The organism is Dyella tabacisoli (assembly GCF_003350925.1).
GTDB lineage: Bacteria > Pseudomonadota > Gammaproteobacteria > Xanthomonadales > Rhodanobacteraceae > Dyella_C > Dyella_C tabacisoli.
The window spans coordinates 52963-70076 of record NZ_KZ857184.1 but is presented as its reverse complement, the minus strand read 5'-3'; the positions used below and the strand labels follow the sequence as shown (position 1 = coordinate 70076).

The window sequence follows — 17114 nt, the reverse complement described above, 5'->3', positions numbered from 1 at the left end:
CTACGGGTTTGTTGCAAGCGAAGGTCAGCGACAAGTAGGCATCGGCGGAATCTGGCCGCAGATCTCATTTTGGAAAAGCGGCGCCCATGCGGACTCCCCTGAAGGAGTGCGCGCGACCGGTCGGCGCAGAGGCGAAGCAGCAGATGGCCGTCGGCGATCTGCTGCTTCGCGGTCCCGTCAGGCTGCCAGGCTCGCCATGTCGATGACGAAGCGGTATTTCACGTCGTTCTTGATGAGACGCTCGTAGGCTTCGTTGACTTGGTCGATGCGGACCATCTCGATGTCCGAAACGATGTTGTGCTCGGCGCAGAAATCGATCATTTCCTGGGTTTCGGCCATGCCGCCGATCGCCGAGCCGGAGAGCTTCTTGCGGCCGAACATGAAGGAGACGCCTTTAAGTGGCGGATCCAGGTCGGTAAGCACGCCGACCAACACCATGCTCGCCTCACGCTTGAGCAGCGCCATATAGGGGTTGAGGTCGTGCGAGACCGGTACCGTGTTGAGCAGGAAATCGAAGCTGCCGGCATGGCTGGCCATGGCGGCGCGATCGGTGGATAGCAGAACCTCGTCGGCACCGAGGCGCTGCGCATCCGCGGCCTTGCTCATCGAGGTGGTAATCATCACCACGTGCGCGCCGAGCGCCTTGGCGAACTTCACGCCCATATGGCCCAAGCCGCCGAGGCCGATCACGCCGACCTTCTGGCCGGGGCCGACGTTCCAGTGGCGCAGCGGTGAGTAGGTGGTGATGCCGGCGCAAAGCAGCGGCGCCACGGCCTTGAGATCCATGCTGGCGGGAATGCTGACCACAAAGCGTTCCGGGGTAACGATGGTTTCGGAATAGCCGCCGAAGGTAAGTTGGTCGCTGCCGCGCTCCTTGGCGTTGTAGGTCCAGGTGGCGCCTTGCTCGCAATACTGCTCAAGCGATTCCTTGCACGAAGCACACTCGCGGCACGAGTCGACCATGCAGCCGACACCGGCGAAGTCGCCGACCTTGAGCTTGGTCACCTTGGCGCCCACGCGCGTCACCCGGCCCACGATCTCGTGACCCGGCACCATCGGAAACAGGGCGCCGCCCCAGTCATCGCGGGTCTGGTGAAGGTCGGAGTGGCAGATGCCGCTGAAAAGAATCTGGATCTCGACATCGTCGTCGCCCGGTTCGCGGCGCTCGAAGGTAAAGGGGACCAACGGGGAGGTGGGGGTGTGGGCTGCGTAGCCGCGAACAGTGGTCATGGGCAATAACTCCAGATGGACTGACTCGGAAAGTTTGGGGCCGGGAAGCGATTGTGGGTATCCAGATCCTGCCGATTTATTGCCTGATCCTGCAAAGCTTGGCCCGGTGCACACTCGAAAACAGGCATACTACGCGGCACGTCATATGTCGATGGACGCTATGGATACTCACCACTCCGATCTGCCGATGGCGGCGATGTCGGCCGAACTCGGCGGCATCATCGCTCGCTTTGCGCCGTCCGATGGCGATCACGCAGTGGCGGTGCCGTGGCTTACCTTGCACAGATACTCGCAGATCGGCGACCTATCTTGCGGCATGAGCCGGCCGTCTCTGATTATCGCTGCGCAGGGTGCCAAGCGCATTATTGCGGCCGGCGAAGGTTACGATTACGACGCCCGGCATTTTCTGATTACCTCGATCGACCTGCCGGTGATGTCGCGGATTACCCAGGCCAGCGTTGCGCAGCCGTATCTATGCATGGCCATGTCGCTGGATTTGCAATTGGTGGCTGCGCTGATGGCCGACATGGGCCGCCCGCGCTCCGAGTCGTTTCCGATTGGCCGGCCGATCGCGGTCGGCAGCCTTTCCCAGCGTTTGCTCGATACTGCACTTCGGTTGGCGCGCCTGCTCGATCATCCCGATGAGATTCACGTACTCGCGCCCTTGCTTGAGCGGGAAATTCTGTTCTTGCTGCTCAGCGGGGAGCACGGCAGGCGACTGGGGCAACTGGCTGCCGGCGAGACCGGCAGCAGCAAGATCGCGCGTGCGATCGACTGGCTGAAAAACCATTACGACAAGCCGTTGAGCATCGACGCGCTGTCGCAGCGACTCAATATGAGCGTCTCGTCATTGCATCACCACTTCAAGGACGTCACCTCAATGAGTCCGCTGCAATATCAGAAGCAGCTACGCCTGCATGAGGCGCGCCGCATGCTGCTGGGCAGTGACGGCGATGTCGGCACAGTGGCCTTGCGCGTGGGCTACGACAGCGCCTCGCAGTTCAGCCGCGAATACAGCCGTCTGTTTGGCGCACCGCCATTGCGGGATATCTTGCGGATTCGCGCTGCCGTTTCAGTGCGCTAGCCGGCGGCAAGGCATGCTCGGCCAGGGTGTATAAACGATCGTACTCATCCGGCCGGCGAATGAGTGCTCACTCGCCGGGTTGCTGAAGGGGAGGACACAATCATGCAAAGCAAATATGCGTTGGTTTCAGGTGTTGTCTTCGGGGTAGTGGCCGCCATCCAGGCTATTCGAGTCTTCAACGAATGGGCCGTGCAAGTGGGGCCCTACGCGGTGCCGATCTGGTTCTCATGGCTGGCTGTAGTCGTCGCCGGCGGTCTTTGTATCTGGGCGTTTAAATCAGCGCGCCGATAGCCAGCCTGCGGGCACGTTCTGCGGCCTACCCTGCGCAGCATCGAAGGCTGGCTTTCGACCGCCGATTCAATCAGCTAAGAAATGCATGGCGCATGGATTCAATCAAAGTCGTATCTCGGTACGGAACGCGATGACGGCGTCGCCGCCGATACGCACCGCAGAGGGCGTGAATAGGGCAGGGTCGACAGCTACCTCGACCTTGACGACACCCGGCCGGCCGATCGCCTCACCCTGCCGTATCCAGCAGGACAAGCCGGATCGGAACTGCGCAGGCGGTATCAGACGGTGCTGCACGATATAGGCGCCGAGTGGGCCATTTGCATTTCCGGTCACGGGATCTTCGGCAATGCCGATCGCGGGGGCGAACATGCGCGCGTGGGCGAGAATGCCTGGGTCCGGGTCGGCCAGCGTGAACAGATGGTAGCCATTGCAGCCGATATCGCGGCTGATCGACGCAAGCGCGGCAAGGTCAGGCCGCAGATCGTTGAGTACGGAGCGATCCCGCAACGGAATCATGACTTTGGAGTGACCCGTAGAAACGATCTCTATCGGCCCGTTGCCAAGATCGTGTTCAGTGATGCGCAGGGCGGCCATCAGCGTGTTCCGCTCGACGTCGGATAACGATGGCCCAAACGCCGGTAGGCGCTGATGCATCCATATCCGAAAATCGCTGCCTTCAACGGGCTCGATGTCGACCTGCAGAATGCCGGCGCCAGTGAGTTGCCGTACGCTTCGGGTGTCCATCTGTTCCTCGATGGCCCGAACGTAGTGCGCGGCGATCGTGGCATGGCCGCAAATAGGCACTTCGGTCGTCGGTGTGAAAAAGCGGACATGCACATCGTGGTCATTCGCTTGAGGGCGAAAGACGAAGGCTGTCTCGGAGTTATTCAGCTCGCGAGCGATGGCTTGCATCTGCACGTCGCTCAACCCGTCAGCATGGGGCACCACACCTGCCGGGTTGCCCGTGAAACGTGTGCGTGTGAAAGCATCTATCTGATAGACGCGATACGTGGTTTCCATGCGAGTTTATTTTGCCTGAGAGTGTGAGTTGACTGTGGGCTATGTCACTGCACCGACGTTGTGATGGGCGATGCGCAGCTACGTATCGTATGAGACATGGATTTTAAAAGCGCTAGGCCGAGTCCGGCGAGATCGCAACAGCTTTACGGGATCGTCGCAGCGCGCCGTAGCCGTTCATGCCAACGACCGCGATCAGAATGGCTGCCGCACCGAGTATTTGCGTGGGCCCAAGCCGCTGGCCGAAGGCAATCGCATCCACGGCGATCGCAACGACAGGGTAGATAAAGGACAGCGAGCCCTGGATATGCGTGGGCAATCGGTGGACGGCTTCGTACATCAAGACATACACCAGCCCCGTATGAATCACGCCAACGACGATCAGGATGCCCCAGGTTTCCAACCGCACGGGCGGATGGGCAAGGTCGGCGAATGGCGCAAGCATGAGTGCCCCTACGCAAACCTGGATCAGCGCGATGAGGTATGGCGAGGTGCCCGCCAGTTGCTTGGTGAGCAGCGCACTGATCGCCCACAGCAAGGCTGCGCCGAGCGCCATGAAGATGCCCGCGATGTAATGAGTGCCGCCGACCGTGTCTACGCCCACCTGCACTATCAACAGCAGGCCGGTGAAGGCGACACCTAGCCAGACCAGTTTGGCCATCGTCAACCGCTCGGCCAGGAACCATGCTCCGAAGCACACCAGGATGAATGGTTGGGTGTTGTAGACAGCGGTGGCGATCGAGATCGACGCCAGTGAATAGGCGGCGAAGAGCAACAGCCAGTTCAGGACGATCGCGACACCGCCAAGCACCGAAAACAGCAAGACACGGCGTGTGATGCGGTCACGCAACAAACCCTTATGCATGCAAACGACAAGCAGGGGCACGGCACCAAGCACGCAGCGCCAGAACACGACATCCAACACCGATCGTTGGGAGACGACGACAAACCAGCCGATGGTTCCGGCGATGGCCATTGCGATTGACATTTGTACCGCGCCAAGTCCCTGCCTGCTCATCTAATATTCTCTGGCTATTCATGCTTATTATCGCCAGGGCAATTCGTTGTTCCATGGGATAAATTAGGCAGAGGTAATTAATTTCCTGATTATATTAGGCGGCAATTCGCTGCCTGGAACGTGACCGATGATTGATGAAATCGACCGCTCGATACTTGAGTTCCTTGCCAGGAACGCACGCATGTCATTGAAAGAGCTTGCCGCCGAGATCCGCCTTTCGTCGCCGAGCACGTCGGAGCGACTGCGGCGGCTTGAGGAGCGTGGTGTGATCCGAGCCTACACCCTGGATATCGAACCACGGCTGCTTGGGCATGTGCTGCAAGCGATCGTGCGGATTCGGCCCTTACCGGGGCGTTTGCAGGTCGTTCAGAGGCTTATCGAAGCGAGTCCAGAAGTCACCGAATGCGACAAGGTCACCGGTGATGACTGCTTCATCGCCCGTGTGTTCGTTCGTTCCATGGAACATCTCGACGAGGTGGTCGACCGCATCGCCGAGGAAGCCACCACCAACACGTCGATCGTCAAAGGGCAACTTATCAAGCGAAGGCCACCCCCCATCACCACGTAGGTTGGGGTGAGCGCAAGCGAACCCCAACGTCGCGCGACGTTGGGCATGATGCATGCATTCGTAGGTTGGGGTGAGCAAAGCGAACCCCAACGACACTCGATTCGACCCAACCCACCAGGCATACGACATATGTTTTTTCGTACACGATTCGATCGCGCTGCATCCAGACATATAAGCGCGCCTTCCGTTTTGCGCATGCTCGTTTCGGTCGTCGCGATACTGCCATGCGCTGGCGCCGTGGCGCAGATGGCCCAACCGAACGCCGCCGTGGCGCCGAGCGGCGTAATCCAAAAAGCGCGAATCCAGGTCGGCGGGCGCGAGCGAACCTATGTGGTTCACCGCCCGGCAAAACTCGCTGCTCATCCTGCTTTGTTACTGGTCTTTCACGGTTCAGGCGGCAGCGGGGAGTCGGTGCGTGAAAAAACCGGGCGAGAGTTCGATGCGCTTGCCGATAGTAAAGGCTTTGTCGTGGTGTATCCCGACGGCTACGAACATAGCTGGAACAATTGCCGCAAGGCCGACACCCAGCCCGCCAGGCAGGCGCATATCGATGATGTCGCCTTCGCGCGCGGCCTGATCGCACGTTACCGCACCGATGCGGGTATCGATCCGAAAAAAGTTTACGCCGTCGGGTTCTCCAATGGTGCGCAGTTCGCCTATCGGCTCGCTATCGAGGCGGGCGATGAGGTGCATGCTGTTGCCGCTATCTCGGCCGGTGTGCCGGCCCCGGAGAATTTCGACTGCAAAGCGCCGCGCCATGCGGTCTCGATGCTCATCATGAATGGCACGGCCGATCCGCTTAATCCATACAACGGGGGGAAATCCGGCATGGGCGATGAGAACAACGGAACCGTGATGTCGTCGAGCGTTTCCGCCGAATATTTTGTGCGTCTTGCTGATATTCGCGCCACCCCGGTCGATAGCGAGATTCAAGCGGCGCAAAGGCCAGGTGGTCTTAGTGTGTCCCGCGCCTTGTGGCGAGAGCAGGGTAAACCCAGCGTCGCTTTGTATACCGTGCACGGTGGTGGACATGCGATTCCGCGGCCAACCCAAGCCGGCAGCCCTGGCATGGGTGCGGTCGATACCGATTTCGATTCACCGCAGGAGATCTGGCGATTCTTTGAAATGGCAGCAGGCGACTGAAGTCGATGCGAGTGATTCGCGCGGCTCAAGTCACAGCCATGCTGAAATGGAAGGCCAAAATATGCATGCGTTGCCGGAAATAGAATCGATGAGCATCGACGCGATGTACCGAAGAATCCAGTTCGATCACGCTGCAGCCCTGGTGGCGCGCTTCCTGGTGGATCCAGTCGAAAAGCTGGCGCCCATAGCCCTTGGAACGTGTTGCATCAGAGGTGACCAGATCGTCGATCTCCAGCATCGAACCGGTGCGTAGCATTTCGATGATGCGGTAACCGGCGACCGCCTCCACCTTGCCATCGACCGAGAGCGCAACCACTTTGTAGCCTTCCCCGCGCATGCGCTGTACGGCAGCGAGCAATTCGTTTTCGGACACATGTGGGCGTAGTTGAGACATCACGGGGAAGCAGGCGCGAATGTCGGCATCGGTTTCGGCGTGGCCGATGACAGGGGTATTCATTAAAGGATTTCCGACGGTGGCAGTTGCGATGATGGTGCGACAGATTACAAGAACATCTGCGGCATTTATTTCGCTACTTTGCGAAATCGGCGCTTGAGGGCTAGGGATGCAGCATCAGGTGTTCGACGATAGGCCCCATCGCCAGTGCGGGGAGGTAGCTCAGCCCGCCAATAATCAACATGGAGCCGATCACCAGGCCGCCGAATAGCGGCGTATCGGTTGGCAGCGTGCCCGAATTTTCCGGGCGGTGGCCTTGCGCGGCAAACTGACCGGCTATCGCCAGTGCCGGAATCGCCAGCCAGAACCGACCGGCAGTCATGGCTATGGCGGTGGTGACATTGTAAAAAACGCTGTTGGCACTCAAGCCGGCGAAGTTCTGGCCGTTGTTGGCCATCGATGTGACGTAGGCGGTGAGAATTTCGCTGAAGCCATGAGGACCGCTGTTTGTCGTCAAACCAGCCAGACCCGCTCGCGTGGTAAGCGCCAGGGCGGTAAGCGGCAGCACGAAGAGGGGGCCGATGATCGTGTACAGCGCGATCAGTTTTATCTCGATGGGGTTGAGCGTCTTGCCCAGGTATTCGGGGGTTCGTCCGATCATCTGCCCGCCAATGAATACCGCGACCAGCACGATCATCACCATGCTGTAGATGCCGGTGCCGAGTCCGCCGAAGATGGACTCGCCGAGCAACATGGCGAAAATCAGCATGCCGCCGCCCAGCGGGGTATAGCTGTCGTCCGCGGAGTTGACCGAGCCGGTTGCGCCATTGGCGGTGGTGATTGCCGCCAGCACCGAGGCGCCCATGCCGAAGCGTGTTTCTTTGCCTTCCATGTTGCCGCCGGGTTGCATCGGATTCACGCTCTGGTCTACGCCAAGTGCTGCGATATTCGGGTTGCCGGCCTGCTCGGCGCGGTCGCATAGCAGCAAGCCGGCACTGAACAGCAAGGCCATCACGACGAACAGCAGCCAGCCATGCCGCTGATTTCCCGTCATGCGTCCAAACGTATACGTGAGCCCGGCGGGCAATACGCAGATGGCCAGCATGCCGAGCAGGTTGGTCAGTGGCGTGGGGTTGGCGTAGGGGTGGGCGCCGTTTGCGTTGAAGAAACCGCCGCCGTTGGTGCCGATGTTCTTGATGAATTCCAGCGCCGCCACCGGCCCTTGCGCCAGCGTTTGCCTGGCTCCGCCAAGCGTGGTGACCGATACGTACGGGCTCCAGTTCTGAGGCACGCCCTGCCACACCAGCACACATGCGCCAAGCAGCGAAAGCGGTAACAAGATCCAAAGAACCGATCGCGTCAGATCTACCCAGAAGTTGCCGATCGTCGCGCTTCGCTGGCGCGCCAGGCCGCGAATGAAAGCTATCCCCACCGCCAGGCCGGCGGCGCCGGCGAGGAAATTCTGTGCAGCCAGGCCCGCCATCTGACTGACATAGCTCATGGTGGTTTCGCCGCCGTAGGCTTGCCATGTGGTTGTAGTGGCGAAGCTGATCGCCGTATTCATGGCGAGGTCTGGTGCAAGTGGAGCTGGATGAAACGCGGGGTCGATGGGATGGCCGAATGACTGCGTTCGCAAGATCACGTAGAGAAGCAGTGTGCCGACGAAGCTGAAGAGGAGAAAGGATAGGGCGTATCTCTTCCAGCTCATTTCCTGCTTCGCATCGACTCCCGCAAGCCAGTAAATCGCGCGTTCGACGGGAGCAATCACCGGGTCGAGCGGCGTTGCGTCGCCACTAAATACCCGCGTCAGATAGATGCCTACGGGTTTGACCAGTACGCTCAACAGCATCAGAAACACACCGTACTGGGCGATATTCCAGAGATTCATAGCTCGCTCCTGCTCAAGATCGGCATCACCCGCGCAGGTGATGCGGCAGGCCTCGCGAGCGGCAGTATCCCGCAGGTCCGCATAAAGTTGGCGTATAAATTTTTGCCGTGCACGCGCTCGCTATCGACGCAAGATTGCGGAAAATTTACGCCACCGGGTCTTCTGCATGTAGCGCCTTTACTCGCGCCGGCCACAACATGCCGCATTCGTTTCGTTTGTCCCAAGGGCGTGACTTAGTGACCATCATGATTATCCAGGGGCCTCACGCCTCGGCCGGATCACTCGGCAATGACTTGCTGAGTCATCTGCAGTCGTTGGCGCATGCGGCAGGCCGAACGCTGGAGCTGTGCACATGTGGTGGCTTGCGTGACTTTGTGGCGCGGGTGCGTGCGGTGAAGCCGACCACCGAGTTCATGCTGCTTGACCCTGGCGACCTTGCCCAGCAAGTGCAGGTGCATCCAGAAGCCGGGCTCGGCGATGCGCTCGACAAGCTGGCCACGCCGTACATCGAAGTTCACGATGATAGTGACGCTGCACTGGAGCCCAGGGATAGCTCACATGGCGCCCCGGTCGCGACCATCATCATTAATGGCGATCTGGCCACCAGCTACCAGATCGCGCTAGGCATCGCGCTAAGGCAGCTTGACGGTTGACCTGACCGTTTCGATGGCGCTCATGCCTGCGGTTTTTCGACCGTGACGGTCATATGCGCGTAAGCGCCGTTGCGTGAGAGTGCGGTGATCTGATGCTCGCCCGACAACGGCAAGGCGATAAGCATGCCGGCGTTGCCCAGGCTGCTGCCTTGCAGGCGCCCGTCCAGCAGCCATTGCACTTCGCCCGTCGTGCCTAACGCCCGCAAGGTAATGTGCAGCGGTTGTCTGCTGTTCGGTGCCTGGCGCAATGTGGCGCCGTTGCTGAGGCCGGCGATGCGGATGGGGTTGGCGACATCCAGTGAATCGGTCGGGCAGCCGGGCATCAGCGGCGGCAATGCGGATGCGGCGGCGTCATCCACGCGCAGCCACGGTGTTGCGAGTGCCGGCCAGCGTGCCAGCACGATCTGATGCTCATGCTTGCCGTGGCAGGTGGCGCTCAGGCGCCGACCCAGTTGATCCACGCGCAAGCTCAGCAAGCCGCCTGTCCACGCGGTCAGGTCACGCTCGGCAAAGGTCGGCGGCAACGCGGCATCCAGTGTCCAGGCGGTGCGTCGTTGGCGACATAGGGACGCCGGCGTGCTTGTCGCCGCGCCGCCCAGGGGCCAGCAGATGTCCACGCTGCGCACGTTGGCCGGTTGCGCCCTATGCGAGTGACTGTGTGTTACCGGCAGCATGCCGGCGACATTGAACATGAGTGGAAGTGCGGTCACTGCACCGTACTGGCCTGGTGAGGGAGTGCCGTCGGGGCGACCGATCCATACGCCGAACGTCCAGTCATCAGTGACGCCGATGGCCCATGCGTCGCGATAGCCATAGCTGGTGCCGGTCTTCCAGGCGACGGCCGCATGCGAGTCGACGGTGCCGTCGAGCGGCGCGCCTTCGACGTCGGCTGGGTTGTTCGCCATGATGTCGCGGATGATCCATGCCGCACCCGGTGAAAGCAGGCGCCGTTGTTGCAGTGGCTGTTGTGGCGTATAGCGCGGTGCAGCGGCGACCCCGCCATTGGCGAACGCGGTATAGGCGCCGACCAGGTTTTCCAGTCGGGTTGCCGCACCGCCGAGAATGATCGACAGATTCGGCCGCGCGCCATCCGGCAGTCCAAGGTCGATGCCGCCATTGGCCAGTCGCGCAACAAAACGGTTTGGCCCTACGCGGTCCAGGACATCCACCGCCGGTACGTTGAGCGAGCGCTGCAGTGCTTCGGCAACGCTTACCGGACCGTTGAATGTTTCATCGAAATTGCCGGGCCGATAGCCGCCGAAATCTTGCGGCGCATCGACCAGCAGGCTTTGCGAGGTGATGAGTCCATCGTCGAGCGCCAGGCCGTACAGAAAAGGCTTGAGTGTGGAGCCGGGCGAGCGCGGTGCCCGCACCATATCGACATGTCCCAGTCGCTGCGGGTCGGCGAACTCGGCGGCACCGACATAGACGCGTGCTTCGAGCGTGGCATTGTCGACCACCAACACGGCAGCGGATGTGCGCGGAGGCAGGCGGGACAGGTATTCACCGACGCGGTCTTCCAGCGCCCGTTGCAGGTTCGCATCGATGGTGGTGACGATGCGGCGCGCCTGTGGTTGCTGCTCGTGCAATCGCTCCGCCAACAAGGCGGCGTCCAGCGGTGAGCGCAAAGAGCGCGCGACGACCGGTTCGACTTCGGCGTCGCGAATGTCTGCGGCGCTCCAGATGTTTTCATCGCGCATGCGTTGCAGCACTTTGTCACGCGCACGCCGTGCCGCCTCGGCATGGCGATCGGGCCGCAGCAGGCTGGGCGATTGCGGCAGCACGGCGAGCAGGGCCGCCTCGGCATGCGAGAGCTGGCTGGCCGGTTTGCCCAGATAGGCCCATGACGCTGCCTCGACGCCCTGGATCGGGCCGCCGAACGGTGCGTGGTTGAGATAGAGATCGAGAATCTGTGCCTTGCTCAAATGCGCTTCGAGTTGCAAGGCACGAAATATCTGCACGAGCTTGCCGGCAAAAGTATGCGGAATCGGCGCGATGACGCGCGCCACCTGCATGGTCAGGGTCGACCCACCGGAAACCATGTGTCCATAGCGCATGGCGCCGGCGACACCGCGTGCCAGCGCATAAGGGTTGATGCCGGGATGACGGTAAAACCAGCGGTCCTCGTAAGTGAGCAGCGCTTTGAGGTAGAGCGGCGAGACCTGTTGCGCGGTGATCGGGTAGCGCCACACGCCATCGCTGTCGGCGAACGCGCGCAGCGGCGTGCCATCGCGCGACAGCACCACGGTGCTGCCGGTGTCGGGCGCGGGTAGTCGCAGCGGAAACAGGCGATCCAGCGCAAATGCCATCAGCAGCAAGGCAGCCGCACCAAGCAGCATGGCGCGCAGGCAGCGTCGCGCACGTGCTGTCGGCGAGTGGCTTGCGATGGACGAAGAAGGGGAGGGTGCGCGATTCATGCGACTTCACCACATACCGTGCCACGCGGAAGGTTTCCGCGTGGCACGGTATGAATCATGGCTCTCTGACCGTCATCTGTGCAGTGGGGACAGCGCCGATGCCGCGAATGGCCGGCCGGTACATGTCCTCCACCAGCGGCGGCGGCACGGCATAGGTTCCCGGCGTTACGGCGCGCACCAGGTAGAAGACGTGCGCGGCATTGCCGCGACGCAACTTCAACGCGGCGGCATAGCGATCGTCGCGATATTCCTCATGCACGATCTCGGCGGCGCCGGTGTGCTGGTCGATGCTGATGCCGTCGACGACGACACCTTCCCATTGCTGTGCGCCGCCGAGGTTCAGGTTTTCAACCTCCAGTCCGCCGGGCAGCAGATCGGTGACCAGTGCATCGGGTATGTCCATGCGTGCCTCGATGGTCAACTCGGCGATAAGCGTGTCGCCCTCAAGCAGCTTGTCGCCGCTCCAGGGTTTGCCGTCGGTGGTGAAGTAGCTACGCCGGACATCGATCTGACTCGGATCGGCGGCCGGCGCTTTTTGCGGAATGCCGGCAATATCCAGCGTCGCAAATACCGCCGCTTTGCTGCCGGGTTGCACGGTAACGCCACCATCCATCTCGGCCTGGGTGAGTTCTCGCGTCCAGATGAATTTGTCGGCCGGCACTTGCTCGATCTTGCTGCCGATGTGCAGCGCAACGGTCAGCGGCGCATTGCTGCCGGCGTCGAAGGCGTGAGCGACTCGGGCGATCGCGGTCTGCTCCTGGGTACTCAGGTGGGACCACGACCAGTGGTAGTAGGGAATCTTTTCCTGCATGGCGCGCACGTTGGCTGTCGCATTACGCGCCCAGTCGATCAGTTTGGCGTCGTATTCGGGCTTGTTCACGCCGTAGCTATGGGTGAGCGCCACCATGACGCCAAGGTCACGCAGATCCGAGCCGTAATCGCCCACGTACCACGGACGCTCCTTGCTCCAGGCAAATGCCTCCTTGATCGCCTTTTGCGCGCGTTCGTTATCGCCCATCAACTTCAAGGCAATGCCCAGGTGCACCAGTGGCAAGGGGCCGACGAGCTTTTGCCGGTCGTTATCGAAAATGGCCCGCAGCGTACCCAGAGGCGCGCGATTCACGCGTGCCAGTACGAAACCGGAATAGGCCTCGTCGGCGATGCGCAAGTGATCGTGCCGCTCGAAGCTGTAATAGGGATGGCCACCGGCGAGGAGGTCGTCACTGAGTCGTTGCAACGATTTCTGCAACACATCCTGGGGTACCGCGAAACCGGCGTCGCGCGCGTCGAGCATAAAGTCGACGACATAGGGCGTCATAAAGGTTTCGATAGGGCTGGTGCCACCCCAGAAACTGAAGTGTCCGTTGCTTGCCTGGAATGACGCGATGCGAGCGAGCGCACTCTCCACGGCGGCTTGCCGGGCTGCATCGCCCAGCCCTGGCAGGCCGAGTGTCTTCGCCGTTTTCTCATCCATGTACAGCGCTGCGTAACCCTTGCTGGTGGTCTGTTCGATGCAGCCATAGGGATACAACAGCAGCGTGCGCAGTGCGGTGTTGTAGGGCAGTGGCGGTAGCGTGCTCAGGGTGAGCTGAGTGCGAACCGTTGCTGGAACAAGCCCGGCGGTCAGCGATTTATCCAGGCGCTCCGGCTTGCTGTCCTCGATCGCCATCGGCACGGTTTTGACTTCTTCCGGCCAGGCATTGCGCACGGAAAATTCGAAATGCCGATCGACCTGGTAGTCGTTGAGCTGCGCATGGATATCGAGCTTGGCCACGGCGACACCGGCACTGGCCGTGATCGGCATGATGAGTATCGTGCTGGCGCCGTCTTTCAGCGGCACGCTGCGGCTGGCGTTATCGACCTTTATCAGGCCATCGCCCCTCACGCTTACCTTGGCCACGCCGTCCTTGCCGGACAGGTTTTTAAGATCCAGGCTGATCTGCGCTTTGTCGCCGGCAGCCATCACCCGCGGCGTGCTGGGTTCGACCACCAGCGGTGCGCGCACCGTGATGTTGCCTTCGGCGTTGCCGAATCGCTGATCGGTATAGGCCAGCGCGGCAAGTCGCAGGCTGCCGTTGAAGTCCGGCACATCGACATGCAGGGTTGCCTTGCCATGCGCATCGAATACGACCGGGCCGGCGAACAGATCGACAATCAGTACTTTGGGATTCAACCGCGTCGCATGCGGCAACGCCTTGCCGCTCAGATCGCCGCCGTAGCGGAGCTTGGCCTTGGCGCCATCCATGGCTTCAATGACCCGGCTGTAAAGATCGTAGGCTTCGATGCTCATAGCGCGTTTAGCGAACATCCACCCCCACGCGTCGGGCACCGGATAGTTGGTGATGTTGAGTACGCCTTTGTCCACCGCCGAGAGCGTCACGTAGGCACGTTGGCCGGGGATACCATCGGCCTGCACGGTCACATCGAGCGCATTGCCTGGCCGCATCATCGCCGGTGCGCTGAGCTTGAGCGGGATGCGCCGGTCGTTGCGATCCATGGTTACATGTTCGATGCCCATGGCGCGTGCGGGGGGGGTTTTCTCGGTCGCCGTGCCGCCGCGAAATACCAGTGCGACGACGTGCACGTCATGGCGTTCCCACTCTTGGGTCACGGGAATGTCGAACGTGGCACCTGCCTTGGCGTCGATATTGCGCGTGTACAGCAGATGGTCGGATTCGACCAACAGCACGCCGGCACCGTCGTGCGGCGGGGTGACCGTAACCTTCATGGTGTCGCCGGCACGATAGCGTGCCTTGTCCAACGCCAGCTTTACCTTATCCGGGCGTGCTTCCTTGCCCATGTTCTCGTCTTCCCAACTGTAACCGGCAAAGAACGGATAAACCGTGGTCAGCTTGGTGTCGGGGTCGTACACCTCAAGCCGGTAACCACCCCATTCAACCGGGAAGTCGACCTGTACGCGCTGGCCCGCGGCCACGTCGATGTCTTTCTCGTCGATAAGTTGCAGTTGCACATTGGCGCTGGATTTCCAGTCGTCGCCATGCTCGTACAGCCAATAGAAGTCGCGGATCTCGTGTTGCAGCCGCACTTTGAGGTGCGAGCCTGCCACCAGCTTGCCGTCCACATTCGCGCGCAGGATCTCGAACGCCGCACGGCCCTCGCTTTGCGCGCCTTGGGCGGGCTCGAACAGCGGGCGCACGCCAACCAATGCCGGTGCCGGCCAATACACCTGGTTCAACAGACGCGTCACCGCGCGACCGCCGGTTTCGTACACACTGCCCGACAGCGTGACGGTCAACGGAGCCACTGGCTTCACATCATCGGGCAGGGCAATGTCCTGATCGAAATGGCCTTGCGCATCGAGCTTGGCGTCGACAACATCGTTGGCGCTCTTGGGCAGGTCGACCAGCGGATTGCCGAAAAAGGTATCGGCTAGCGACGGCAGCGGATGTACCTCCGGTTTCACCATCAGCTTGGCGGTAAAGCGGTTGCCATCGGCGGGTGCGCCGTAGAGATAACTGGAGGCCACCGCCAGCTTCAATGGCTCATCGGGCGCGAGCCGAACCTGCGGGCTCGACAGATCCACCTTCAGCCGTTCCGGCAGAAATTCCTCGACATGAAAGGGAAACGCCTGCACCGCCTCTTTGCTGCTGGGGTCCAGGCGGAATTCGAGCTGCCACAGACCGGTAGGCGCGTCGCCGGGAATAAGCTGATTGAGTTCAAAATAATTCAGGTCGCGAGGTTCCAGCCGGGTATCGACCAGGTTGCGCCCGTCGGGCTGCTTCAGTCGCACGAACAGCGGCTGCGCCTTCATCGGCTTGCCATCGTAATCGCGCAATAGTGCGGAGGCGCGCAGCGTCTCGCCGGGTCGATACAGGTCACGCCCCGACCATGCGAACACTTCGAAAGGCGCCTGCCGGCGGCCGGTAATGTCGAAATTGGAAACATCCAGCGCCGGTCGATTGAACGGCAGTACCGATACGTCCTTGCCGTGCCGCGCGATCAACACATCGGCTTGCCCCACCTTGTAGGCGATCAAGGCATTGCCGTCGCCGTCGGTGGTGGCTTTCAGCTTTGCGTTGCCGGTCGGATCGTCGATCTCTACCTCCACGCCGCTGACCGGCGAGCCATCGTGCAGCGAGGCGATATGCAGCAAGGCGTTGTCGCGGTACACGCGCAGGTGCAGGCCCAGGTCACTGACGAAGAAGATCGCCGTGTCGTAGCCGCCGGCGAAGGTGCCGCCCTTCTTCAATACCGCCATGTAGACGCCGGGCTGTGCAAGCTGTGGCACATCTTGCACAGGGATATAAGTGATGGCGCGCTCGTTGTCCCCACCACCCAAGGTGTAATGGTTGGCATAGACAGAGTCGCCCATATCGGTGACCGGACGCTTCTCGCGACCGCCATGCTCGCATCGGTCCCAGGGTCTGATCTCGTGTTCGAGTTCGGTGTTGTCCCTGTGTTTGTTGGTCGGATAAGCGCAGAACAAGTCCGACAGCGCATTGTCATGTACGCGCAGAAACTCCACGTCGGCGTCGTGCACATTCATCGAAACCAATGGCAATCCACGCGAGCCGCGAGCGGGCAATACACTGCCCATCGACGCGAAAGCCACGGCTGCCGGCAGGTTTCCTGAGTAAATGTCGCGCTTGATCTCGCCGCCCAGCGTGCGGCCGTCCGCCGCCAGCAGGCCGGCATGCAGAAGCACGGCATAGTGTTCATTGGGAGATACGAAGGGGAAGGCCAGCGTCTTGCCGTCCTCTTGCAGGCTCCAGCTCCCGTTGACGGTTTCCCCTTGCGGCCCGGTCACGGTGATTTGCTGATCGAATGACTGCGCCGATGCCAGTGGCGCGCTGAAATTCAAGGTAATCGCCGTGCGGGAGTCGCTTAGCCGCGTACTGGCGGTAAGCAGTGAAAACCCTTGCGTGGCGGCCGGCTGCGGTGTGGAACTACTTGACGCCGGTGCGCCCTGCAACGCGGGCTTGCCACTGTCGTGGCGACTACATGCGCCAAGCGCGCAGATCAGCAGGCACCAACCAAATACAGCTACGCCACCGCGAATACGGTGACCTATAGATACGCTCGTCATACAACCTCCCCTCAGGTTGACGACAAGTCTCTCACGCATTTATGGCCGGCTGGGGGCGGCGGCATGGCGGCTCGGCTATAACTTGCCTGCGATGCCCGGCTATATGGTTCGGTGGGTCGGGAGATTTGGCGCCGGGCAGAAGATCGGGGAATGACGGTTTTCAGTCCAGAATAGATATTCTTGGGCGTGACTGAAGGGGGCTTTGGTGAGCGATGAATTGTCCAAATGGCAGCAGCACGGCCTGGTATCGCTATGGCGATACATAAATCCAAAGCACTCATACAGAGGCTGGCACCTCAGTGCGGATGAGGCAGGCTGTCGATCACTTTCAAATCTGACTGCGGCTCTACGCTTTGCTCCGGCC

At 61.1% G+C, this 17114-nt stretch carries 12 protein-coding genes; 5 read left to right on the top strand and 7 right to left on the bottom strand.

Annotation, left to right across the window (positions count from 1 at the left end; genetic code table 11):
- Positions 1–177: 177 nt before the first annotated feature.
- Complete coding sequence (locus DVJ77_RS19235; RefSeq protein WP_114847154.1) at positions 178–1230, bottom strand: NAD(P)-dependent alcohol dehydrogenase; 1053 nt, start codon at positions 1228–1230, stop codon at positions 178–180.
- Between the two features lie 160 nt (positions 1231–1390).
- Between DVJ77_RS19235 and DVJ77_RS19230 the strand changes: the two genes are divergently transcribed.
- On the top strand, positions 1391–2314 hold the full coding sequence (locus DVJ77_RS19230) for an AraC family transcriptional regulator (protein WP_114847153.1): 924 nt from the start codon (positions 1391–1393) through the stop codon (positions 2312–2314).
- 102 nt (positions 2315–2416) lie between these two features.
- A complete protein-coding gene (locus DVJ77_RS21220; protein WP_162791587.1) occupies positions 2417–2605 on the top strand; it encodes a hypothetical protein in 189 nt (62 codons plus the stop codon).
- A 102-nt stretch (positions 2606–2707) separates the two neighbouring features.
- On the opposite strand, the gene DVJ77_RS19225 is transcribed toward DVJ77_RS21220, so the two are convergent.
- Both DVJ77_RS19225 and DVJ77_RS19220 read right to left on the bottom strand, forming a co-directional pair.
- Positions 2708–3625, bottom strand: coding sequence for a PhzF family isomerase (locus DVJ77_RS19225; protein ID WP_114847152.1), 918 nt, complete (start codon positions 3623–3625; stop codon positions 2708–2710).
- 112 nt (positions 3626–3737) lie between these two features.
- The gene (locus DVJ77_RS19220) at positions 3738–4610 is read right to left on the bottom strand and encodes a DMT family transporter (RefSeq protein WP_225428098.1); all 873 of its coding nucleotides are present in this window, start codon (positions 4608–4610) and stop codon (positions 3738–3740) included.
- 157 nt (positions 4611–4767) lie between these two features.
- On the opposite strand from DVJ77_RS19220, the gene DVJ77_RS19215 reads away from it, so the two are divergent.
- Both DVJ77_RS19215 and DVJ77_RS19210 read left to right on the top strand, forming a co-directional pair.
- Positions 4768–5208, top strand: coding sequence for an Lrp/AsnC family transcriptional regulator (locus DVJ77_RS19215; RefSeq protein WP_114847150.1), 441 nt, complete (start codon positions 4768–4770; stop codon positions 5206–5208).
- 195 nt (positions 5209–5403) lie between these two features.
- Positions 5404–6351, top strand: coding sequence for a CE1 family esterase (locus tag DVJ77_RS19210; RefSeq protein ID WP_162791586.1), 948 nt, complete (start codon positions 5404–5406; stop codon positions 6349–6351).
- Between the two features lie 25 nt (positions 6352–6376).
- Here the strand turns inward: DVJ77_RS19210 and DVJ77_RS19205 are convergent, their stop codons facing one another.
- A complete protein-coding gene (locus DVJ77_RS19205; protein ID WP_114847148.1) occupies positions 6377–6808 on the bottom strand; it encodes a GNAT family N-acetyltransferase in 432 nt (143 codons plus the stop codon).
- A gap of 100 nt (positions 6809–6908) precedes the next feature.
- The gene (gene kdpA, locus DVJ77_RS19200) at positions 6909–8633 is read right to left on the bottom strand and encodes a potassium-transporting ATPase subunit KdpA (RefSeq protein ID WP_114847147.1); all 1725 of its coding nucleotides are present in this window, start codon (positions 8631–8633) and stop codon (positions 6909–6911) included.
- A 245-nt stretch (positions 8634–8878) separates the two neighbouring features.
- Between kdpA and DVJ77_RS19195 the strand changes: the two genes are divergently transcribed.
- On the top strand, positions 8879–9286 hold the full coding sequence (locus DVJ77_RS19195) for a type II 3-dehydroquinate dehydratase (protein ID WP_225428108.1): 408 nt from the start codon (positions 8879–8881) through the stop codon (positions 9284–9286).
- Positions 9287–9306: 20 nt separating this feature from the next.
- On the opposite strand, the gene pbpC is transcribed toward DVJ77_RS19195, so the two are convergent.
- Together pbpC and DVJ77_RS19185 are read right to left on the bottom strand one after the other, a co-directional pair.
- Entirely contained in the window at positions 9307–11703 is a 2397-nt protein-coding gene (pbpC, locus tag DVJ77_RS19190) for a penicillin-binding protein 1C (RefSeq protein WP_114847145.1), read from the bottom strand.
- Positions 11704–11758: 55 nt separating this feature from the next.
- Entirely contained in the window at positions 11759–16750 is a 4992-nt protein-coding gene (locus tag DVJ77_RS19185) for an alpha-2-macroglobulin family protein (RefSeq protein ID WP_114847144.1), read from the bottom strand.
- Between the last annotated feature and the right edge of the window lie 364 nt (positions 16751–17114).